General features: G+C 49.2%; 24 protein-coding genes. 16 read left to right on the plus strand and 8 right to left on the minus strand.

From position 1 onward, the window contains the following. Positions 1-157: 157 nt before the first annotated feature. The 5 genes from HMPREF2675_RS04430 (at position 158) to HMPREF2675_RS04450 (ending at position 2,784) form a co-directional block, all read left to right on the plus strand. The gene (locus HMPREF2675_RS04430; RefSeq protein ID WP_070814193.1) at positions 158-343 is read left to right on the plus strand and encodes a DUF3460 family protein; all 186 of its coding nucleotides are present in this window, start codon (positions 158-160) and stop codon (positions 341-343) included. A 12-nt stretch (positions 344-355) separates the two neighbouring features. After that, complete coding sequence (locus HMPREF2675_RS04435; RefSeq protein ID WP_070814194.1) at positions 356-1,024, plus strand: class I SAM-dependent methyltransferase; 669 nt, start codon at positions 356-358, stop codon at positions 1,022-1,024. Positions 1,025-1,038: 14 nt separating this feature from the next. Then, complete coding sequence (locus HMPREF2675_RS04440) at positions 1,039-1,794, plus strand: tetratricopeptide repeat protein (protein ID WP_070814195.1); 756 nt, start codon at positions 1,039-1,041, stop codon at positions 1,792-1,794. 80 nt (positions 1,795-1,874) lie between these two features. Then, a complete protein-coding gene (gene purE / locus HMPREF2675_RS04445) occupies positions 1,875-2,360 on the plus strand; it encodes a 5-(carboxyamino)imidazole ribonucleotide mutase (protein WP_070814196.1) in 486 nt (161 codons plus the stop codon). Positions 2,361-2,454: 94 nt separating this feature from the next. Next, on the plus strand, positions 2,455-2,784 hold the full coding sequence (locus HMPREF2675_RS04450; protein ID WP_070814197.1) for a hypothetical protein: 330 nt from the start codon (positions 2,455-2,457) through the stop codon (positions 2,782-2,784). A gap of 99 nt (positions 2,785-2,883) precedes the next feature. Here the strand turns inward: HMPREF2675_RS04450 and HMPREF2675_RS04455 are convergent, their stop codons facing one another. After that, positions 2,884-4,677 carry a 2-isopropylmalate synthase gene (locus HMPREF2675_RS04455; RefSeq protein WP_070814198.1) on the minus strand — a complete coding sequence of 598 codons (1,794 nt, stop codon included), beginning with the start codon at positions 4,675-4,677 and terminating at the stop codon, positions 2,884-2,886. A 227-nt stretch (positions 4,678-4,904) separates the two neighbouring features. Between HMPREF2675_RS04455 and HMPREF2675_RS04460 the strand changes: the two genes are divergently transcribed. Next, complete coding sequence (locus tag HMPREF2675_RS04460; RefSeq protein ID WP_070814199.1) at positions 4,905-6,020, plus strand: methyltransferase; 1,116 nt, start codon at positions 4,905-4,907, stop codon at positions 6,018-6,020. 121 nt (positions 6,021-6,141) lie between these two features. Here HMPREF2675_RS04460 and bfr (HMPREF2675_RS04465) read toward each other — a convergent pair whose 3' ends face one another. Both bfr (HMPREF2675_RS04465) and bfr (HMPREF2675_RS04470) read right to left on the minus strand, forming a co-directional pair. Next, complete coding sequence (gene bfr, locus HMPREF2675_RS04465; RefSeq protein WP_003680736.1) at positions 6,142-6,615, minus strand: bacterioferritin; 474 nt, start codon at positions 6,613-6,615, stop codon at positions 6,142-6,144. 29 nt (positions 6,616-6,644) lie between these two features. After that, positions 6,645-7,109: a bacterioferritin gene (bfr, locus tag HMPREF2675_RS04470; RefSeq protein ID WP_036491023.1), complete on the minus strand. Its 465-nt coding sequence runs from the start codon at positions 7,107-7,109 to the stop codon at positions 6,645-6,647. Positions 7,110-7,529: 420 nt separating this feature from the next. Between bfr (HMPREF2675_RS04470) and typA the strand changes: the two genes are divergently transcribed. Continuing rightward, a complete protein-coding gene (gene typA / locus HMPREF2675_RS04475) occupies positions 7,530-9,341 on the plus strand; it encodes a translational GTPase TypA (protein ID WP_070814200.1) in 1,812 nt (603 codons plus the stop codon). A 101-nt stretch (positions 9,342-9,442) separates the two neighbouring features. Here the strand turns inward: typA and HMPREF2675_RS04480 are convergent, their stop codons facing one another. Continuing rightward, on the minus strand, positions 9,443-10,399 hold the full coding sequence (locus HMPREF2675_RS04480) for a cupin domain-containing protein (protein WP_070814201.1): 957 nt from the start codon (positions 10,397-10,399) through the stop codon (positions 9,443-9,445). A gap of 128 nt (positions 10,400-10,527) precedes the next feature. Here HMPREF2675_RS04480 and HMPREF2675_RS04485 point away from each other — a divergent pair, with 128 nt between their 5' ends. Both HMPREF2675_RS04485 and HMPREF2675_RS04490 read left to right on the plus strand, forming a co-directional pair. Continuing rightward, a complete protein-coding gene (locus HMPREF2675_RS04485) occupies positions 10,528-10,863 on the plus strand; it encodes a carboxymuconolactone decarboxylase family protein (RefSeq protein WP_003686488.1) in 336 nt (111 codons plus the stop codon). Between the two features lie 112 nt (positions 10,864-10,975). Next, a complete protein-coding gene (locus HMPREF2675_RS04490; RefSeq protein ID WP_070814202.1) occupies positions 10,976-11,344 on the plus strand; it encodes a rhodanese-like domain-containing protein in 369 nt (122 codons plus the stop codon). Positions 11,345-11,399: 55 nt separating this feature from the next. On the opposite strand, the gene HMPREF2675_RS04495 is transcribed toward HMPREF2675_RS04490, so the two are convergent. Next, on the minus strand, positions 11,400-11,738 hold the full coding sequence (locus HMPREF2675_RS04495) for a cupin domain-containing protein (protein ID WP_004520298.1): 339 nt from the start codon (positions 11,736-11,738) through the stop codon (positions 11,400-11,402). Between the two features lie 98 nt (positions 11,739-11,836). Here HMPREF2675_RS04495 and surE point away from each other — a divergent pair, with 98 nt between their 5' ends. The 6 genes from surE to htpX all read left to right on the plus strand — a co-directional run bounded on the left by surE (position 11,837) and on the right by htpX (position 17,910). Next, the gene (gene surE, locus HMPREF2675_RS04500) at positions 11,837-12,592 is read left to right on the plus strand and encodes a 5'/3'-nucleotidase SurE (protein ID WP_070735134.1); all 756 of its coding nucleotides are present in this window, start codon (positions 11,837-11,839) and stop codon (positions 12,590-12,592) included. 93 nt (positions 12,593-12,685) lie between these two features. Next, entirely contained in the window at positions 12,686-13,597 is a 912-nt protein-coding gene (locus HMPREF2675_RS04505; RefSeq protein WP_070608900.1) for a peptidoglycan DD-metalloendopeptidase family protein, read from the plus strand. Positions 13,598-13,675: 78 nt separating this feature from the next. Then, positions 13,676-15,199, plus strand: coding sequence for a phospholipase D family protein (locus HMPREF2675_RS04510; RefSeq protein ID WP_070814203.1), 1,524 nt, complete (start codon positions 13,676-13,678; stop codon positions 15,197-15,199). A 43-nt stretch (positions 15,200-15,242) separates the two neighbouring features. Then, the gene (locus HMPREF2675_RS04515; RefSeq protein WP_070814242.1) at positions 15,243-15,776 is read left to right on the plus strand and encodes a C40 family peptidase; all 534 of its coding nucleotides are present in this window, start codon (positions 15,243-15,245) and stop codon (positions 15,774-15,776) included. 196 nt (positions 15,777-15,972) lie between these two features. Beyond that, positions 15,973-16,881, plus strand: coding sequence for an oxygen-dependent coproporphyrinogen oxidase (gene hemF, locus HMPREF2675_RS04520; protein ID WP_070814204.1), 909 nt, complete (start codon positions 15,973-15,975; stop codon positions 16,879-16,881). Between the two features lie 189 nt (positions 16,882-17,070). Further along, positions 17,071-17,910 (plus strand): protease HtpX, encoded by an 840-nt coding sequence (htpX, locus tag HMPREF2675_RS04525; protein ID WP_070814205.1) that lies wholly within the window; start codon positions 17,071-17,073, stop codon positions 17,908-17,910. Between the two features lie 48 nt (positions 17,911-17,958). On the opposite strand, the gene hpnC is transcribed toward htpX, so the two are convergent. From hpnC to miaA, 3 genes are read right to left on the minus strand one after another with little or no spacing between them, the layout of a single operon-like run. Beyond that, on the minus strand, positions 17,959-18,774 hold the full coding sequence (hpnC, locus tag HMPREF2675_RS04530) for a squalene synthase HpnC (protein ID WP_070814206.1): 816 nt from the start codon (positions 18,772-18,774) through the stop codon (positions 17,959-17,961). Between the two features lie 54 nt (positions 18,775-18,828). Further along, positions 18,829-19,551, minus strand: coding sequence for a tRNA adenosine(34) deaminase TadA (gene tadA / locus HMPREF2675_RS04535; RefSeq protein ID WP_070814207.1), 723 nt, complete (start codon positions 19,549-19,551; stop codon positions 18,829-18,831). Positions 19,552-19,554: 3 nt separating this feature from the next. Continuing rightward, positions 19,555-20,496, minus strand: coding sequence for a tRNA (adenosine(37)-N6)-dimethylallyltransferase MiaA (gene miaA / locus HMPREF2675_RS04540; protein ID WP_070814208.1), 942 nt, complete (start codon positions 20,494-20,496; stop codon positions 19,555-19,557). A gap of 217 nt (positions 20,497-20,713) precedes the next feature. On the opposite strand from miaA, the gene bioB reads away from it, so the two are divergent. Continuing rightward, a complete protein-coding gene (gene bioB / locus HMPREF2675_RS04545) occupies positions 20,714-21,766 on the plus strand; it encodes a biotin synthase BioB (protein WP_070814209.1) in 1,053 nt (350 codons plus the stop codon). Positions 21,767-21,785 lie beyond the last annotated feature (19 nt).

Here is a 21,785-nt window from a genome sequence, read left to right on the forward strand (position 1 = left end):
ACAATATTCTGCCGCAGAAGGGACAAAACATTGAGCAAAGGCTTCAGACGGCCTAAAAAAGACGTGCCATTATACCTTATGGAAGTTCGATTAATTAGCGTACTAGCAAAAAATATCGGCTATAATGACGGTCTGACAACGATTCAGGCAGAACATCATGTACCACTACAAATCCGAAGCTACCCAATTCCTCGACAAACTCATGGAAGACAATCCCGAAATGGAAGCGCAACGCCTCGAAAACCGCCATTTGCTGTGGGATGTTACCCTCAATCCAACAGAGCAGGCCGAGTTTGAAGCGGCCAAAATCAACAAAAAACCCTACACCTACTATCAAGACTAATCCTGTATCGGCATGACGACCAACACGCACAATACCGATCCGGCATTACAACATTACCTCAACAGCATCGGTCAATCCGAACATCCCGTTTTGACCGCATTGCGCGAGCGTACCCAATCACATCGTCTGGGAAAGATGGCTATTGCCCAAGAGCAGGCAGCCATGTTGGTGTGGTTGGCCAAATTATTGAATGCCAAGAAATATTTGGAAGTTGGTGTCTTTACCGGTTACAGCAGCACCGCCATGGCACTCGCCCTCCCCGAAGACGGCAAAATCACGGCTTGCGATATCAATGTAACCTTTACCGATATTGCCCGAGAAACATGGCAGGCAGCAGGCATAGCGCATAAAATCTCGCTTCATCTGCAACCTGCTTTGCTGACTTTGGACGACTTGATTGCGCAAGGCGAATCGGAAAGCTACGACTTGGCACTTATCGATGCCGACAAACCGCCTACGCCGCAATATTTTGAACGCTGTTTGCAGCTGGTACGGAGTGGCGGCGTGATTGCCATCGACAATATCTTATTGGGTGGGCGCGTCATGAATGAAGCTGCCGAAAACGATCCGCCCAGCTTGGATATCTTGCGCCATTTCAACCAAAATCTACCGCACGATACACGCATTATTCCCATTACCCTGCCTGTCGGCGACGGTTTGACACTGCTACTAAAAAAATAAAACGACACAATCCGATGAAAACATTATCACATTCCCTGTTTCTTTTGCCGCTTACTCTATTGGCCGCATCATGCGCCGTTTCCCATCCTCCCCAACCTGCCGACAATCCCAACTTTGTCCTGCCGGATATTCCACGCGAGCCTTTGCATGAAAAAAGTATCCCCTATCCACGCTTGGACGCACAAACCCAGATTGACCACTTAGGTATACAAATTGCCCGACTGGAACGCACGGTTGAAGAATTAAATCAACGCTTGCACACACTGGAACAACAACGAACCATCAAGCGTCCGACTACTTCGGCTTCCAACCCCAAAGCCCAGCGATTGGACGACCGCAAGCTGAAAATGAACTATTTGGCCAATGGCGGCAGCGTGCCGTCTGAAACAGACTCAGCTTCGCAAAACGAACTGCGCCTTTATAATCAGGCGCAAAAATACTATCAGCGTAACAACTTCTCTGCCGCAGTAGCCATTTTGAAAGAGGCTGACGGCGGCAATGGCAGCGAAATTGCCCGCCGCAATATGTACCTGCTCCTGCAAAGCCAACAACGTCTGGGCAACTGCGAATCCGTTATCGAAATCGGCAACCGCTACGCCAACCGATTCCGCAACAGCCCGCAAGCTCCCGATGCCATGTACAGCATCGGCCAGTGCCAATACAAACTGCAACAAAAAGACATCGCCCGCAGCACATGGCGCAAACTGATACAAAGCTTCCCCAACAGCGAAGCGGCAAAACGCGCTTCCATCAGTCTCAAACAAAGATAAACGTTCAGACGGCCTTGTCATCCCCAAGGCCGTCTGAATATTTTTTTACCCTTAATCCATTCAAGCAAAAGGAACTCCACATGATCCAAGTCGGCATTATTATGGGCAGCAACAGCGATTGGCCGGTGATGCAGCAGGCAGCACAATTTCTCAAAGAATTCGGCGTTGAATACGAAGCACGTGTCGTCTCTGCACACCGTACGCCTGATTTGATGTTTGAATACGCCGAAACCGCACGAGAACGCGGTATCAAAGCCATCATTGCTGGCGCAGGCGGCGCAGCGCATTTGCCGGGTATGGTCGCTGCAAAAACCACGGTTCCCGTCTTGGGCGTTCCCGTTCCCAGTAAATATCTACGCAGCGAAGACTCCCTGCTTTCGATTGTGCAAATGCCCAAAGGCGTTCCAGTTGCCACATTTGCCATTGGCGAAGCCGGTGCGGCCAATGCAGCGCTGTTTGCCATTTCACTTTTGGCCAACGAAAATCCTGAATTGGCTGAAAAATTGGCCGCTTTCCGTGCCAAACAAGAACAAACCGTTCTAGCCATGGAATTGCCCGAAGCATAACGGACTAAGGCCGTCTGAAATTGTAAAGGGAAACTTAGATTTCGTTTTACACTTTTCAGACGGCCTTGTTTATTGATTAAATTAAATCAACATCATGAAACACCTGTTCATCCTACTCTCCACCCTGCTTTACGCCTGCCAAAGCCCAAGTATTCCTGCTCAATCAACCGCCACTCCATCTCAGCAACAAGCCCAAGATACTACCGGCAACCTGATTATCTTCTATGATGCCCAAACCGGTTCTGCGCCATTGCTAAAAGCAGTAAAAGCCTCCGGCGCAAGTTTGATTTATGAATACAAAAACCTGAACGGCATTGCTATTCGTCCGTCTTCCAAGACCAAGATTGAAGATGCCATTGCCTATTTCAAAAAAGTAAACGGCGTATTATCTGTCGAACAAGACCGACTGCTTAAACTTCAATAAACAAACTATTTTTTAACCAAATAAAAAAGGCCGTCTGAAACATATCACTACGATTTCAGACGGCCTTTACTTTTTCAAAAAATTAAATCATGCCACAAATCAAATCATGCCGCTGCCTTGCGCTTTTGGCTTGGCTTGGCCGAATTCCAATTTACTCAGCGCAGACAAATAGGCTTTGGCAGTTGCCACCAATACGTCGGTATCCGCACCTTGGCCGTTGACCACACGGTCGCCACGTTGCAGGCGGACAGAAGTTTCGCCTTGGCTTTCTGTACCTTGCGTCACCGCATTGACAGAGTAAATCTGCAAGGTTGCGCCACTTTGTGCTACGCTTTCAATGGCTTTGAAGATGGCATCAACAGGGCCAGAGCCGGTAGCGGTAGCGTGTTTTTCTTCGCCACGAATACTGAACACAATATCGGCGCGCGGTTCTTCGCCGGTTTCAGTGCTGATTTTTTGGGAAATGAATTTGTAGCTTTCGGTATTCATATTGCCCATTTCGTCAGACACCAAAGCATGCAGGTCTTCATCAAAGATTTCGCGTTTCTTATCCGCCAGCTCTTTGAAGCGTGCAAATGCCGCGTTCAACGCCTCTTCGCTTTCCAACTCGATGCCCAAATCTGCCAGCTTGCTGCGGAATGCGCTGCGACCGGAAAGTTTGCCCAAAGTCAGGCGGTTGGTTGACCAGCCGACTGATTCGGCAGTCATGATTTCATAGGTTTCAGGATGTTTCAACACGCCGTCCTGATGGATGCCTGATTCATGTGCAAAGGCGTTTGCGCCGACTACCGCTTTGTTTGGCTGAATCGGATAACCGGTAATGGTGGACACTAGTTTGGATACCGGCACGATTTGCGTGGTATCGATGCCAGTTTCCAAGCCGAAAAGGTCGTGGCGCACTTTCAACGCCATCACGATTTCTTCAAGGCTGGCATTACCCGCACGTTCGCCTAAGCCGTTGATGGTGCATTCCACCTGGCGCACGCCTGCCTGAACAGCAGCCAGCGAGTTGGCAACCGCCATACCCAAGTCATTATGGCAGTGGGTCGACCAGACTACTTTGTCGCCGTTGGGCACGCTTTTGATGATGTTGCTGATACGCTCGTACCATACGGAAGGGATGGAGTAGCCGACAGTATCGGGAATGTTGATTGTAGTCGCGCCCGCTTCGATAACCGCCGTAAAGATTTTGGCGAGGAAGTCCAAATCCGAACGCACGGCGTCTTCGGCAGAAAATTCCACATCGTCAGTGTATTCTTTGGCAATTTTCACCGCTTTGACCGCCGCATCGATAACTTGCTGCGGCTTCATTTTCAGTTTGTGCTCCATGTGGATGGGGCTGGTGGCGATAAAAGTGTGAATACGTTTTTTCGGAGCGGGGGAAACGGCTTCGCCCGCTTTGCGCACATCGTTTTCAACGGCGCGCGCCAACGAACAGACTGTGGATTTGGTGATGATTTTGGCAATCGCATTAACCGACTCGAAATCGCCCGGACTGGCTGCGGCAAAACCTGCTTCAATCACATCGACACCCATCTTTTCCAACTGGCGGGCAATGCGGATTTTCTCCTCTTTGGTCATGGATGCACCGGGCGACTGCTCGCCGTCGCGCATGGTGGTATCGAAAATGATAACGCGGTTGGTTTGTGTCATTTCTGTTCTCTCCAGAGATTCGTTTTTTTGTAAAAAAGCATTCAAATCAAGCGGTCTGCCTTGCGCTTCCGCCAAAGCGGTCAGTTTTTGCAACTGAGCCAAAGGCAGGGAACCACGTGTACGCCATTTATAGATAGCCGCCGTCGTTGCAGCATTTTCCGGGTCATGCTGTTTCAGGGCTTCGGCCAGCGCGTTTACGCCGCCAAAATAGGCAACCAAACGGTCAATGTCTAATTGCATGATGTTCCTTGTCCAAATCTGATTAAGATTATTGTGTTCTGGTTTTGCATTATACTCATTTTAGACAAAACGACAATCTATTTTTATCAAAATATTAGTATAATTTTTAAAACCTAAGAAATCTTTATACATTTTGTCTAATTTAGACTTTTAAAAGCCCTCCCTCAAACCGAACATATCCTAAATATAGTAAACTAATCCCCTATTTCCCCGATTTGAAACACACTATGCCCCACATCATCCCTACCGACCGTTCCGACATCGAATGGCGCAACGAAAGCACACAAAAGCCGCCCAAGCAGGCGGTTTACATACAAGAAGCAGGCGCAGCAGAAATCTTAAAAAATGCCCACGCGCAAACTGCAACCGTTTGGACCGGCGATTTTCACAATGCCAAGCAAGTCTTATCTGCAATGAAAAAACGTATCCGCAGGCCGTCTGAAAAAAAGAAAGGCGCACCTGCCGATATTCAGACGGCCTTTCATGCCCACCGTATGAAACAAGCGCAACAAAGCCGGTTGCTCAATATGCTTGCCATCGAAATCCAACCTAATTTTCAACTGAACAATGCGCGTGCACCCGACATCTACGCCGCTCTGTGCGATGTTTACGACACACCAAACGACAAACCGTTTCTCTTACCACTGAATCAACTGCTGGGTTTCATCGGCGCACACGAATGGCACAAAAAAGGCATAAACATTCCTCAGCTTAACGGAAAAATCCATGTTCCTTTCGGCGTATTCTCTCCATTGCGTGGCGAGTATTTGGATTTAATCGCACAAGCGCCACTCACCCCCAATATTCAGACGGCCTTTGACATCGGCACCGGCTCAGGCGTTATTGCCGCCATTTTGGCCAAACGAGGCATACCCAACATCATTGCCACAGACACCAACCCCAAAGCAATTGCCTGTGCCACAACAAACCTTGAGCGTCTAGGCTTGGATAAAGCTGTCAGTATCCAATCGATTGATTTATTTCCTGAAAGCTGCGCCGACCTTATCGTCTGCAATCCGCCTTGGCTGCCGGCAAAACCGACCTCCGCCATTGAAACTGCACTTTACGACCCAAACAATGCCATGTTGACAGCCTTCCTCAACGGCGTACGTCATCACTTAAATCCAAACGGTGAAGCCTGGCTGATTATTTCAGATTTGGCAGAACACTTGCATTTACGCGATAAAGACTTCTTAAACCAATGCTTTCAGACGGCCTCACTCAATGTAGTCGATATTTTGAAAACTAAACCGCAACACAAAAAAGCAATAGATGAATCCGATCCTTTGGCGTTTGCCAGAAACAAGGAAACTACTTATCTATACCGTTTGAAAGCGATATAAAATCAAGGCCGTCTGAACATTCGGACGGCCTTTAAGCATTTTTATAAAAGAAAACGGCATATCCGTAAAGATATGCCGTCGATGGGAGCAGGGACTGCTATATTTGGCAGTGGTTTGTGTTTTAGTCCTCTTGCGCCGCTGTTTGCAGGTAGTTTGGCAAACCGACTTTACCAATCAATTCCTGCTGAGTTTCGAGCCAGTCGATGTGTTCTTCGTTGATGTCTTTTTGTTTTTCCAACAAATCACGGCTGACGTAGTCTTGTTGCTCTTCTGCAAGAGCGATGGCTGCAACCAGAGCATCATGTTTTTCATACTCTTTTTTCAGATCGCAAGCAATGATTTCTTCGGTAGATTCACCGATCAACAGTTTACCCAATTCTTGCAGATTAGGCAGGCCTTCCAAGAACAAAATACGCTCGATTAAATCGTCTGCGGATTTCATTTCGCGGATGGATTGTTTGAAGAAGTGTTCGCCCAATTCTTCAAAGCCCCAGTTTTTCAAAATGCGGGCATGCAGGAAGTATTGGTTAATGGTAATCAGCAACAAACCTAAGTTTTTGTTCAGCTCGCGAATAACTAAGCGATCGCCTTTCATATTCAGCTCCTTGTATGTTATACGCTAGATTACAGTTGGCTTTGGTAGTAGTTGCCTTCGCCGACCAATTCGATCAGACGCAATTGTTGTTCCAACCAGTGAGCGTGATCTTCTTCAGTGTCTTTCAGTTGAGCAACCATCAAATCGCGGGTAACGTAGTCTTGAGCTTCTTCACATAGTTTGATGCCTTTTTTCAACGCATCGCGTACTTCGTATTCAGTGTTCAAGTCTGCTTTCAGGCAAGAGATTACGTCAGTACCGATGTTCAGTTCGGCACGGGTCATTTTAGGAGTACCGCCCAACATCAGGATACGACGGATGAAGTCTTCAGCGTGAGTAGTTTCTTCTTCCATCTCGTGGTTCAAACGTTCGAACAGTTTGTTGTAACCCCATTCAGAGTACAGACGAGAGTGGATAAAGTATTGGTCGCGAGCAGCCAGCTCACCGGACAACAATTCATTCATGTAATCAATAACTGCTTGGTTGCCTTGCATAATTCTTTCTCTTTCTTTTAAAAGTTGACGATCACGAAATGAAGATTCGTGTGTTGTTACGGAATGAGCGGATTGTATGCACAAGTAGCGGTTTTGACAAATTTTTTATTTAAAATACAAACAATTATCAAAAAATTTAACCCACCCAAAAGGCCGTCTGAAAAATTAATCCACTGTTTTTAATAATATTTTTTTGACATTAGTATTAAGAATCCATTGCATTATTCAAAAACATTTACATTCGTTAACCATAAATAAAAGCAAATAATCCAACAAAATCAATCAAATTTAATTATGAATTATTCTCAACTGCTTTCGCCTCGTTTTTTTTGAATCTTCTACTCCGTCAACACTTAGTAATCGTGCTATAATCGCCAGTTATCTTTTTTTTAAGCACCTAGCTGAAACACATAAATTATCATGAAACAAATCCGCAATATTGCCATCATCGCCCACGTCGACCATGGCAAAACCACATTAGTTGACCAATTGCTGCGCCAGTCCGGTACATTCCGTTCCAACCAGCAAGTCGAAGAACGCGTCATGGACAGCAACGATCTTGAAAAAGAACGCGGCATTACCATTCTCGCTAAAAATACCGCCATCGAATACGAAGGCTACCACATTAACATCGTAGATACCCCGGGACACGCCGATTTTGGTGGCGAAGTGGAACGTGTATTGGGCATGGTTGACTGCGTCGTACTGTTGGTTGACGCACAAGAAGGCCCTATGCCGCAAACCCGTTTCGTGACCAAAAAAGCCTTGGCTTTGGGTCTGAAACCTATCGTTGTTATCAACAAAATCGATAAATTGTCTGCCCGTCCAAGCTGGGTTATCGACCAAACATTCGAATTGTTCGACAACTTAGGTGCAACAGACGAACAATTGGACTTCCCTATCGTTTATGCTTCCGGCCTCTCCGGCTTTGCCAAATTGGAAGAAACCGACGAGAGCAACGATATGCGTCCTCTGTTTGAGACCATCTTAAAACATACGCCCGCACCAAGCGGCAGCGCGGACGAAACGCTGCAACTGCAAATTTCCCAACTGGACTACGACAACTACACCGGCCGCCTCGGTATCGGCCGCATCCTGAACGGCCGCATCAAACCCGGCCAAGTCGTTGCCGTTATGAACCATGAAGAACAAGTTGCCCAAGGCCGCATCAACCAGCTGTTGGGTTTCCAAGGCTTGGACCGCGTACCTTTGGAAGAAGCTGAAGCCGGCGATATCGTGATTATTTCCGGTATCGAAGACATCGGTATCGGCGTAACCATTACCGACAAAGACAATCCTAAAGGTTTGCCAATGTTGAGTGTGGACGAACCGACCCTGACCATGGACTTTATGGTCAATACTTCTCCTTTGGCCGGTACTGAAGGCAAATTCGTGACTTCCCGCCAAATCCGCGACCGCCTGCAAAAAGAATTGCTGACCAACGTTGCCCTGCGTGTTGAAGATACTGCCGACGCTGATGTATTCCGCGTTTCCGGCCGTGGCGAATTGCACCTGACCATTTTGTTGGAAAACATGCGCCGCGAAGGCTTTGAATTGGCAGTCGGCAAACCGCGCGTGGTATTCCGTGAAATTGACGGTCAAAAATGCGAGCCTTACGAAAATCTGACTGTGGACGTACCTGATGACAACCAAGGCGCCGTTATGGAAGAGCTTGGCCGTCGCCGTGGCGAATTGACCAATATGGAAAGCGACGGCAATGGCCGTACCCGCCTTGAATACCACATTCCTGCCCGCGGCCTGATCGGTTTCCAAGGCGAGTTCCTGACCTTGACCCGCGGTACCGGCTTGATGAGCCACGTTTTTGACGACTACGCACCGGTTAAACCCGATATGCCAGGTCGTCACAACGGCGTACTGGTTTCTCAAGAGCAAGGTGAAGCTGTTGCTTACGCCCTGTGGAACTTGGAAGACCGCGGTCGTATGTTCGTTTCTCCAAACGACAAGGTCTACGAAGGCATGATTATCGGTATTCACAGCCGCGACAACGACTTGGTGGTAAACCCTCTGAAAGGCAAAAAACTGACCAACGTCCGTGCCAGCGGTACAGATGAAGCCGTGCGCCTGACTACGCCTATCAAATTGACTTTGGAAGGTGCAGTTGAGTTCATCGACGATGACGAACTGGTTGAAATCACGCCACAATCCATCCGCCTGCGTAAACGCTACCTGAGCGAATTGGAACGTCGCCGTCATTTCAAAAAACTGGACTGATTCTGTTTGATTGACGCATTTTAAAATTAAGGCCGTCTGAAAAGTGTTTTAGAAATCCTAGATTTCATTTTTACACTTTCAGACGGCCTTTTATCATCTGTTCAAATAAAATAAATCGGCATTTCTTCCGCTTGTACTGCTGCTTCATCAGCGCGATCACTTTTACGATATTGCCCCGGCGATATCCCATATTGCTTTTTAAATGCCTTGCCAAAATGCGTTTCCGATTGAAAACCGACCGAGAGCGCAACCGATAAAACCGAATCCGCCGTCTGTTTCAACAATAATGCCCCCTGCTGTAAGCGGATACTGTTCACAAAGGCATGCGGGCTTGTTCCCGTCTGCTGCTTGAATACCCTCATTAACTGGGCGCGAGATAAGTTGGCAATCGCGGTCATTTTCTCGATATTCCACTCCTCTTCCGGCTTATCCACTACTGCCTGAAGCAAATTCCGCAGGCGTTTGTCCTGCCAACCATTCAGCAAACCGCTTAATTGCGCTTCCCCATTTTTCTCCAGGCTGGCTCGAAGTAGAAATACCAGCAACACCGAAGCCAATGCATTCACAACCGCTACCGAGCCGGACAAAGCCTGACCGCTCTCATACTGCAACAATGCCACCAAATACTGTAAAGAAGGATGGTTGATATTCAGCAAGACCGTGTCAGGCAGACCCGCCATAATATCCGCCTGCGCTTCATATTCAAACCGCGCGCAGAAAAGATGCAAAGCCGCATCGCCTCCTGCATGACTTCGCTTGACTTTAAATGCGCCTTTTTCACTCGTCAGCACGTTGACGCCAAGATTTTCACAACTGCTGTCGTTGCTCAAAGTATGCCCTACGCTGCGCGGAAAAAAAATGATATCCCCCGCACTCAGCAGCCTGGCCTCTTGCTCCCCATCAATTCGGATATAACCCGAACCGGCAGTGACGATATGCACCAAACCATGCGCACGCTTTGGCTCATGCCGCACATACCATTCCCCCCGAAAAAGACATTGAACATCCACGCTGCCTTTTACCTGCGCCAATTCGACCAGCCTATCCAAAATATCCATAGTGTTTTTTACCAATAAATGAGATGTTTTGACGATTTTATTCTTCCAATTATTGCAATAATACACACACCAAACACAAACGGATAGGATTTTTTATCTTATCCACTCACATTAAGAAAGGACATATCATGTTTAAAGACTGGCCTGAACATACCGCCTTGGTAAAAAAAGCATTCGGCGAACTGGGTAAAAACCATCCTAAAATGCTGCAAGCCTACGGCGCACTGGATCAAGCAGCCGCTGCCGAAGCACTGGATGCCAAAACACGCGAACTGATCGCCATTGCCGTTGCCATTACCACGCGTTGCGAAAGCTGCATCAGCGTGCATGCAGCCGCCGCAGCCAAAGCTGGGGCAACCGAAAGTGAAATCGCCGGCGCATTGGCCACCGCTATCGCACTGAATGCTGGTGCCGCTTATACCTACGCTTTGCGCGCTTTGGAAGCAGTAGAAACCCAACGCTAATCGGTTTGTAAAATCAGGCCGTCTGAAAGCCGACTCCCCTTTCAGACGGCCTGATGAAATGCTAAACTGATAGAATTATCATATTGTTTTCTGTCTAATAGGAGATTGAACCATGAAGAAACTGCTGACCGCCGTACTTTTTGCCGCCGCTATTACCACTCCTTTGGCCGCTTCCGCAGCCTCTATGCCTAAAGTTGAAAAAAGCGCGGCACAACCTGTAAAAGCAAAAGGCGTTTGGATTGATGTCCGCTCTGCCGAAGAATTTAAAGAAGGCCATTTGCAAGGTGCGCTCAATATTCCGCATGACCAAATCGTTGACCGCATCAAATCCGTCAGCCCGGATAAAAATGCGCCGGTAAACCTCTACTGCCGCAGCGGCCGCCGTGCAGAAGCTGCGTTGACCGAGCTGAAAAAAGCCGGCTACACCAATGTAACCAACCATGGCGGTTATGAAGACTTGGTGAAAAAAGGTTTGAAATAAACCTAGTTGATTTTAAAAAAGGCCGTCTGAAACTTTTCAGACGGCCTTTATTGCATTACAGGCAGCAACTTCCAAATCTCAAACGTTTGCTGAGACCGGTTTCGTGAATCAATTGTTTGATAACCAAAATATTGGTGTTATCGGCCAACGCGCGAATGCTGTGCGCCTCCATCGGCTCAAGACGAATAACTTGCAAGCCTTCGGTTTGCAAAACTTCGTCCACCGTTTTGATTTCGGCTTTGCCGTTTAAAACCAAAAGCAAAATAATCGCATCCGCCTCATATGCCGGAATTTCATTATTCTTCTGCAGTGAAAGCTGAACAATCTCCTGATTGCCGTCTGAAGCAATCACGCCGCCCAATAAAGCTTTGGGGTCTAACTCATAATGTTTCATTATTATCCTTTCCGCCCAAACGTTGCCGATTCGTGGACAATCGCTCAAGCAAACCAGTACAATACCGCCCATCTTACCAATAGACACAATATTGTCACATGAACATATTAATCTCAAACGACGATGGTTATCTTGCGCCCGGTTTGGCAGTTTTGGCAAGAGTGTGTGCAGAATTTGCCAATGTCAGGGTGGTTGCGCCCGAACGCGATCGCAGCGGCGTCAGTAATTCCCTGACTTTAGACCGTCCTTTACAACTGAAACAGGCGGAAAATGGGTTTTACTATGTGAACGGCACGCCTACCGACTGTATTCATGTCGGTCAATACGCCCTTGCCGATTTCAAACCCGACTTAGTTTTGTCCGGCATTAACAACGGCGCGAACATGGGCGACGATACACTTTATTCCGGTACGGTTGCCGCCGCGACGGAAGCCTACCTGATGGGTATTCCCGCCATTGCTTTCTCGCTTGCCGACTCCAGCGGCCGTTATTGGGAAACCGCAGAAAAAGCCGCTTGGATCCTGCTTTCCTACTTTCTCAAACGCCCTATTTCCGAACCCATCTTATGGAACATCAATATCCCTGCCGTCGCACCTGAGGATATCCAAGGCATAAAAATTACACGGCTCGGTCGTCGCCATCATGAACAAAGCATTGTTCCCATGTATAATCCACGTGGCGAACAAATTTATTGGATTGGGCCGGTCGGCGATGTTTCCGACAGCGAAGAAGGTACCGACTTTGGCGAATGCGCGTCCGGCTTCATCACGATTACCCCCCTGCAAGTCGATTTGACTGCCTACGGACAAATGGAGCAAACCGCTTCCTTTTGGTCAGAAATCCCTGCGCCTTAACAGTCCCTAACAGCCGAACACTTGAGAAACAAGCATATTTTTATTATGATATGCTCCGACGAGAACAATTACCCGAATACGAAAGTCATTAACATGTTGAAAAAAAGTGTATCTTATGCCGGATCGGCAGCTTTGGTTTTATTACTTGCAGCCTGTGCCAGCCAACAACCGGCTCCTGTAGTCGTCGGCACACAAAGCGGTGGTTCAACAACAGGCTCTACCGCTGACAATCCTTACGGTGCAGCGCCTTACAATACCAACACCAGCCCAGCGGCAGATGCTCCATACACTCCGCCGGCAAGTACACCTGCTCCAACATACAACAGCGGCAGCACCGGCACTTACACGCCTTCTTACGCGCCTGTTGATATCAATGCAGCGACACATACTGTTGTTCGTGGTGATACCGTTTACAACATCTCCAAACGCTACAACATTACCCAAGACAATCTGCGTGCATGGAATAACCTGGCCGACAACACCATCAGCATTGGTCAAACCCTGCGCGTGAAACCTGAAGGCTACGTTGCACCTGCAGCTTCTGCAAGCAAACCTTCTACTCCAACAACTACAACCACTGCTCCGGCTCCAAGCACACCTGCCAATACACCAACCGTGTCTACCGGCAGTAGCCGCAACGTCAGCGGCATCACATGGCAGCGTCCGACTACAGGTAACGTTATCGCCAACTTCGGCGGCAGCAACAAAGGTGTGGATATCGCCGGTACGCAAGGCCAGCCTGTTGTTGCGGCGGCAGACGGTAAAGTCGTTTACGCAGGCTCAGGCTTGCGCGGTTACGGCAACTTGGTCATCATCCAACACAACTCTTCATTCTTGAGCGCATACGGCCACAACCAACGCCTGCTGGTTAATGAAAACCAAACCGTTAAACGCGGTCAAACCATTGCGCACATGGGTAATACCGATGCATCTCGTACCCAGTTGCACTTTGAGATCCGTCAAAACGGCAAACCGGTCAATCCGGCAAATTATGTTGCCTTCTAAGCTGATTCAAGCAACCTAATTTCACTTCAATCCCTGCCTAAATGTCATTTAGGTAGGGATTGTTTGTACCGGTTTCCCATGAAATTTCATCTTCCCTTTCTTTATACCCTGCTATTGGGCGGTTGCGCCGCGTTTTTGCCTTCATTGGACGAACGCACCCAAAGCAGTTATCTTGACATCCCTGCAACGCCGCGACTGGACAGCGCTTTAGGTATTCCTTCTACTCCCTCCAAGGCCGATATTTCCCATATCTATCTGCTGAACGATGCCCATGAAGCCTTTGTCGCCCGTGCTGCCCTGATTGAATCCGCCGACCATACCCTCGATTTGCAGTACTATATCTGGCACAACGACATCTCTGGCAAGCTTTTGTTCAACCTAATTCATCGCGCGGCCGAACGCGGCGTCCGTGTGCGTTTGCTTCTGGACGACAACAACACCAACGGCATGGATGATCTCCTGCTTGCACTCGACAATCATCCCAATATCGAAGTCCGTCTGTTTAATCCCTTTATTTTCAGAAAATGGCGTGCACTCGGCTATGTTGCCGACTTTCCGCGACTTAACCGCCGAATGCACAACAAATCGTTTACCGCCGACAACCGTGCCACCATTTTGGGCGGACGCAATATCGGCGACGAATATTTTAAGGTTAACGACGATACCATCTTTGCCGACCTCGATATCCTCGCCACAGGCCGCGTCGTAACCGAAGTTTCCCAAGACTTCGACCGCTATTGGGCAAGCCATTCCGCTTATAACGCAACAAGCATCATCAAACGAGGAAACCTGCAAAAAGGATTGGCAGAGCTTGATTACACCGACCAAGATAAAAATCAAACGCTCATCCGCTACCGTCAAAGCATCGAACACTCCAACCTCTATCAAAAAATGCAGAGCAACCTTATGGAATGGCAAAGCGTCAGCACACGTTTAATCAGCGACGATCCGGCCAAAGGCTTAGACCGAGACCGACATAAACCGCCTATTTCCGAACGCCTGCAAGACGCCCTCAAGCAACCCGAAAAAAGCGTTTACCTTGTCTCCCCCTATTTTGTGCCCACAAAATCGGGCGTTAAGGCCATAGAAAAGCTGATACACAACGGCGTGGACGTTACCGTTTTGACCAATTCGCTCCAAGCAACCGACGTTGCCGCCGTCCATTCCGGCTACGTCAAATACCGCAAGCCTTTGCTTAAAGCCGGAGTCAAACTTTACGAACTCCAGCCAAACCACGCCGTTCCGACCTCCAAAGACCGCGGCTTAACCGGTAGTTCAGCCACCAGCTTGCACGCCAAAACATTCATCGTAGACGAGAAACGCATTTTCATCGGCTCATTCAACCTCGACCCACGCTCCGCACGGCTCAATACCGAAATGGGTGTCGTCATCGAAAGTCCCGAAATCGCAGGCCAAATGCAGCGAACCCTCGTTACGACCACCCCAAACTACGCCTATCAGGTAACGCTTGGCAATTACAACAAACTATACTGGTATGACCCAAGCGAAAAACGGACTTACGCACACGAACCCGAAGCCAAGTTCTGGAAACGGATTACTTCAAAAATCCTGTCCATCCTGCCCATAGAAGGATTATTATAGAGGCCGTCTGAAAACGGAAATCATGCGGCCGGAGGAATTCACCATGTTTCGACTCATCTGCAAAACCCTATTTGTTTGTACCACCAGCCTATTGTTGGCCTCCTGCGGCACTACCGGCAAACACAAATCCCACAAGCCGCAAACAACCGCCAGAAAAGTCCAACCTGTCCGCATTTCCCATATCGACCGCACACAAGGTTCGCAGGAATTGATGCTTCACAGCATGGGTCTGATCGGCACGCCCTACAAATGGGGCGGCAGCACCACAGCCACAGGCTTTGACTGCAGCGGCATGATTCAATTCGTCTATAAAAACGCCCTCAACGTCAATCTTCCACGCACCGCGCGCGATATGGCTGCAGCCAGCCGAAAAATTCCTGACGGCAAATTAAAAGCCGGCGATCTTGTCTTTTTCAACACCGGCGGCGCACACAAATATTCCCATGTCGGCCTCTACATCGGCAACGGCGAATTTATCCACGCACCCAGCAGCGGCAAAACCATCAAAACCGAAAAACTTTCCACTCCGTTCTACGCCAAAAACTATTTGGGCGCACATACTTTTTTTACTGAATAAATCAAGGCCGTCTGAAAGGTATCGCAATATCATCGATACCTTTCAATCTATTGCTGATGAGTAAAGCTTGATTGCAAGATAGGCCCATGCAAAAATTTACCCATAACAAAGCAATAGAAAGATAACACACAGTTTCAACAACTTAAATCATCTTCCGCCCTGTCATTTTGTAAGTACAAACCATCAAGGATATATCATGCACACAGAATCCGTTCTAACCCTTCTCAAAACCCTGCAAAACCAAATCTGCGCCGCGCTGGAGCAAGAAGATGGCGAAGCCAAATTTGTGCATGAAGCATGGACGGGGAAACTGGGTATCGGCGAAACCCGCGTATTGAAAAACGGCGCAGTATTCGAGCAGGCAGGTGTGAATTTCTCGCATGTAAAGGGAACCCAAATGCCGGCTTCTGCTACGGCCCATCGTCCTGAATTAGCAGGCGCGGCGTTTGAAGCCATGGGCGTGTCGCTGGTCATTCATCCGAAAAATCCTTATGTCCCGACCAGCCATGCCAATGTGCGCTTTTTTATTGCCTACCCTGAAAATGCCGAGCCGGTTTGGTGGTTTGGCGGCGGCTTTGATTTGACGCCGTTTTATCCTTTTGAAGAAGATATCGTGCATTGGCACACAGTGGCGCGGGACGTATGCGCGCCATTTGGCGAATCGGTTTATCCTGAATTCAAACAATGGTGTGACGAATATTTCTATTTGAAACACCGTAACGAAACACGCGGCGTGGGCGGCCTGTTTTTTGACGATTTAAACCGCTGGGATTTCGATACCTGCTTGAATTTTATCAAGGCAGTCGGGGAAGGCTATATCGCAGCGTATCTGCCGATTGTGGCAAAACGCAAAAATACGCCTTATGGAGAACGTGAACGCGATTTCCAACTCTACCGTCGCGGACGCTATGTCGAGTTTAACTTGGTTTGGGACAGAGGCACGCTGTTCGGCCTGCAAAGCGGCGGCCGTACGGAAAGCATTTTAATGTCTATGCCGCCTTTGGTTCGCTTTGAGTATCAATATGCACCGGAAGAAGGTTCACCCGAAGCACGCCTCAATCAATTCCTTATGCCGCGCAACTGGCTGGAAGAAGCCAGCAGATAGTTTTACCTATAAAAGGCCGTCTGAAAAGCGATTCTCACTGGTTGAGACTACCTTTTCAGACGGCCTTTGCTTCAATTGCTTTGAATTTGCATACCTTTGCCTATCATGCTGTTTCATCTCTATGGAGTTTTTGAGACAATGCGCCCATATAAAAATCACCTCACAAACCACACTAAAAAGGAATAATCGGTGAAACGCATTTTCTTATTTATCGCGACCAATATCGCAGTTCTGGTTGTCATCCGTGTTATTTTGGCCATCTTGGGCATCAACAGCACCGACCAAGTCGGCAGCCTGTTGGCTTATTCCGCAGTCGTCGGCTTCAGTGGCTCGATTGTCTCCCTGCTAATGTCGAAAACCATTGCCAAACATTCGGTTGGCGCCGTCGTCATCGACCAGCCCCAAAGCGAAGAAGAAGCTTGGCTGTTAACAACTGTTGAAGCGCAAGCCCGCCAATGGAATCTGAAAACGCCGGAAGTAGCCATTTACGACTCTCCCGAGCCTAACGCCTTTGCAACCGGCGCAACCAAAAACAGCTCGCTCGTCGCTGTCAGCACCGGCCTGCTCGACCACATGACCCGCGATGAAGTCGAAGCCGTTTTAGCGCATGAAATGGCGCACGTCGGCAACGGCGATATGGTAACGCTGACGCTGATTCAAGGTATTGTGAATACTTTTGTCGTCTTCTTGGCGCGTATCGTTTCCAGCATGGTGGCGCGCAACAATGACGGCAGCACTTCGCAAGGTACATATTTCATGGTCAGCATGGTATTGCAGATCGTATTCGGCTTCCTCGCCAGCATCATTGTGATGTGGTTCAGCCGCCAACGCGAATACCGCGCCGATGCGGGCGCTGCAAAACTGGTGGGCGCGCCGAAAATGATTGCCGCCCTGCAACGCTTAAAAGGCGGCACCAGCGATCTGCCGCAAACCATGACCGCAATGGGCATTGCCAGCGAAGCCAAAGATTCTTGGTTCAGCACCCATCCTTCTTTGGACAACCGCATCAACCGTTTGAAAAACCGCTAATCGAAAACATCAAGGCCGTCTGAAACATCAATTTCAGACGGCCTTTTTTTATTTCTTCATCAAAGCCCGTTTGATGATAATCATCCAGTCTTTCTTATCCAACAGCGGCCGCTGGTTAAACACGTCATATTTGCAACCGTCCAGTTTCTGCAAAATCAACTGGCCGCCGACAATAATCATGCGCAGCTCAAAACCGATTCGCCCTTTGAGGGTTTTGCCCAACAGCGAACCGGCCTTCAGCATTTGAAAAGCACGTTGGCACTCATGTGCCATCAGTCGTTGAAAAGCAAAGTCAGCTTTGCCGGCCGCAATCTGCTCTTCGCTGACTTTGAACTTCTGCAAATCTTCCTGAGGGATGTACACGCGTCCTTTCTGCCAATCTACCGCCACGTCCTGCCAGAAATTAATCAGCTGCAAGGCAGTGCAAATACCGTCGCTTTGCGCCATGCTCACTTCATCGGTTTGCCCGTACAAATGCAGCATAATGCGCCCCACAGGATTGGCGGACAAACGGCAATAGGCAATCAATTCGCCAAAGTTTTCATAACGGGTTTTAACCACATCCTGACTGAACGCCGCCAGCAAATCATAAAACGGCTGCAACGGCAATTGAAACGGCTCAATCGCTTCGTTATACAAACGCTGCATCAAAGCCGTTTGCGGTTTCCCACCTTGTGTAATGCGGTCTAACTCTGCCTTCAGTTCGTCCAGTTGGCGCAGACGTTCGACTGCTTCGGCATTGCCTTCGTCGGCAATATCGTCCGCCGTCCGCGCAAAAGCGTAAACGGCGTGAACCGGCTTGCGCAAACGGCGCGGCAGCACAATAGAGCCGACTGGGAAGTTTTCGTAATGATTGACTGACATGGGGAAATCCGAAAATTTAAAATAAAGTGTTTTTGCTGACAGGCCGTCTGAAATTCAGACGGCCTTACGTTTGGCCGCAAAGAAATCCTGCAATACGCTTTGGCATTCTTCTGCCAATATGCCGCCCAAAATTGCGGTATGCTTGTTCAGACGTTTGTCGGCAAACAAATCGACCACGCTGCCTGCCGCACCGGTTTTAGCTTCAGCCGCACCATAAATCACGCGCCCGACCCGTGCCTGTATCAAGGCAGATGCGCACATGGAGCAAGGCTCTAATGTGATGTACACGTCGCAATCTTCCAAACGGTAGTTTTGCAAGGTCTTACCTGCGGCGGCAAGCGCGTTGATTTCGGCATGGTGGCTGACATTGTGGTCGCCAATGCAGGTATTGTGTGTCGCTGCGATTACCTTGCCTTGATATACGATGACCGCGCCAACGGGCACTTCGCCCAATGCCGCCGATTGTCTGGCCTGTTCTATCGCCAGTCGCATAAAGGTTTCCATATCGTTTTGAGAAGGGAAAACGGCAACAGGCGGATGGTTTTTTAATGTCTCGCCCAGCTCCGTCTTTCTCTCCTCGGAAATACGCCGGGCATCCACACCTGAAACCAACGCAGCCAGTTGCCATAAGGTGCTTTTGGTTACGGTCAAACCCGACGCTTTCAGCAATAGAAACGATCGGACTGCGCCGATTTTTTGCAAATCTTCCAGTGTACGAATACCCAATTCTTTTAATGCGGCCAACGTCTTAGGCGCAAGTGGTGGCGTGGTCAGCATGGATTATTCCTGAAAATGCTGACGCGCCAAGGCTAAGGCCATCTGAACATAATCGCTGTCTGCGTAAGGATCTAACGTGTGCGCCAAAGGAATTTTCCGCAACCAGGTCAACTGGCGTTTGGCAAGCTGGCGTGTGGCGACAATGCCTTTTTCGACAAAGGTGTCATAATCGGTTTCGCCTTCGAGATAATCCCAAGCCTGACGGTAGCCCACGCAGCGCATAGACGGCATATCTGCATGCAGCTGCGGATAATCGCGGCGTAAGGCGTGCATTTCATCGAGGAAACCGTGTTCCAGCATATTTAAAAAGCGTTTTTCGATTTGGCGGTGTAACAAATGGCGGTCTTCGGGAATCAGGGCAACCGTGCATAAATCCAATAAGGGCGCGGCCTGCTTTTGCTCTGTGAAATGTTCGCTCAAAGGCTTGCCGGTCAAAAAATAGACTTCCAAAGCGCGTTCAATACGCTGGCTGTCATTGGCTTTCAGACGGCCTGCCGTGATTGGGTCAACTTCCTGCAAACGGCGATACAGGCCTGCCAGACCATGTTCGTTCTTTTCCGCCTGAAGTTGTGCGCGCACCTCCGCATCCGCACTGGGCAAATCGTTCAAACCTTCCGTCAATGCGTGGAAATACATCATCGTACCGCCGACAATCAGCGGATAGCGACCGCGCGTATGTATTTCATTCACCAAGCGCACGCAGTCGCCGACAAAATCCGCCGCGCTGTAACTTTCCAGCGGAGAAATAATATCAATCAAATAATGCGGTACTGCGGCAAGCTCTTCGACAGTCGGCTTGGCCGTACCGATGTCCATACCGCGATACACCAGCGCGGAATCCAAACTGATGATTTCCACCGGCAACGATTGGGCAATATTTAAGGCCAGTGCGGTTTTACCGCCGGCGGTCGGGCCGAGTACGGCGAAGGCTTTGGGCGCGTTCATAAGAAAACGGAAAAATTAAAAATGCGATTATAGCAAACCCGGGCAGACCATATTTCAGGCCGTCTGAAACATTTGCCCTACATTACCAAAAGCGTTACACTTGCTGCGCCGTTTCAGACGGCCTTTTATATTGATTTCAAACCTGCTGCTGCCGTCATTGCGCCGGCAGTCAAGCCGTCAGCGACACTGCGTCGCTGTAAACACGAAAGAACACACTATGACCGTATCTCCCGTAGCCTTGCGCCGTCAAACCGAGCGCAAGCCGCATCCGACTGCGCGTTATTGGAAAAAATGCGATGTTGAGGCTTTGTTTGGACTGCCTTTCCTCGACCTCGTTTTCCAAGCTGCCGAAATCCACCGCCAAAACTTCAACCCGCGCGAAATCCAACTTTCCACCCTGCTCTCCATCAAAACCGGCGGCTGCCCCGAAGACTGCGCCTACTGTCCGCAATCGGCACACCACAACACCAATCTGGGCAAAGAGCAGATGATGGACGTGGACGAAATCGTCGAAAAAGCCAAAATTGCCCAATCGCGCGGCGCCAGCCGTTTCTGTATGGGTGCAGCATGGCGCGGTCCCAAGCCCAAAGACGTGGCTGTCGTTTCCGAAATCATCAGCGCGGTGAAAAGCTTGGGCATGGAAGTGTGCGGCACCTTCGGCATGCTCGAAGACGGCATGGCGGAAGACTTCAAAAAAGCCGGTTTGGACTACTACAACCACAACCTCGACACCGATCCCGACCGCTACAACGACATCATCCATACGCGCAAACACGAAGACCGCATGGATACTTTGGGCAAAGTCCGCAATGCCGGTTTGAAAGTCTGCTGCGGCGGCATTGTCGGCATGAACGAGACCCGCGCCGAACGCGCAGGCCTGATTGCCAGCCTTGCCAACCTCGACCCGCAGCCCGAAAGCGTGCCGATCAACCAGTTGGTTAAAGTGGAAGGCACGCCGCTGGCCGATGCCGAAGATTTGGACTGGACGGAATTTGTCCGTACCATCGCCGTCGCGCGCATTACCATGCCGCACAGTTACGTCCGCCTGTCCGCAGGCCGCAGTAATATGCCCGAATCCATGCAGGCCATGTGTTTCATGGCTGGTGCAAACTCGATTTTCTACGGCGACAAGCTGCTGACTACGGGCAATCCGGACGAAGACGGCGACCGCCTGCTGATGGAAAAATTGAATTTGTATCCGCTGCGTTTTGAATTGGAAGAAGAATACAAAGCCGCGCAGGAAACGCCCAAAATCAAAGTTGATTATTAACCGCCATCATAAAAGGCCG

It is taken from the genome of Neisseria sp. HMSC061H08, assembly GCF_001836795.1.
GTDB classification, from domain to species: domain Bacteria; phylum Pseudomonadota; class Gammaproteobacteria; order Burkholderiales; family Neisseriaceae; genus Neisseria; species Neisseria subflava_A.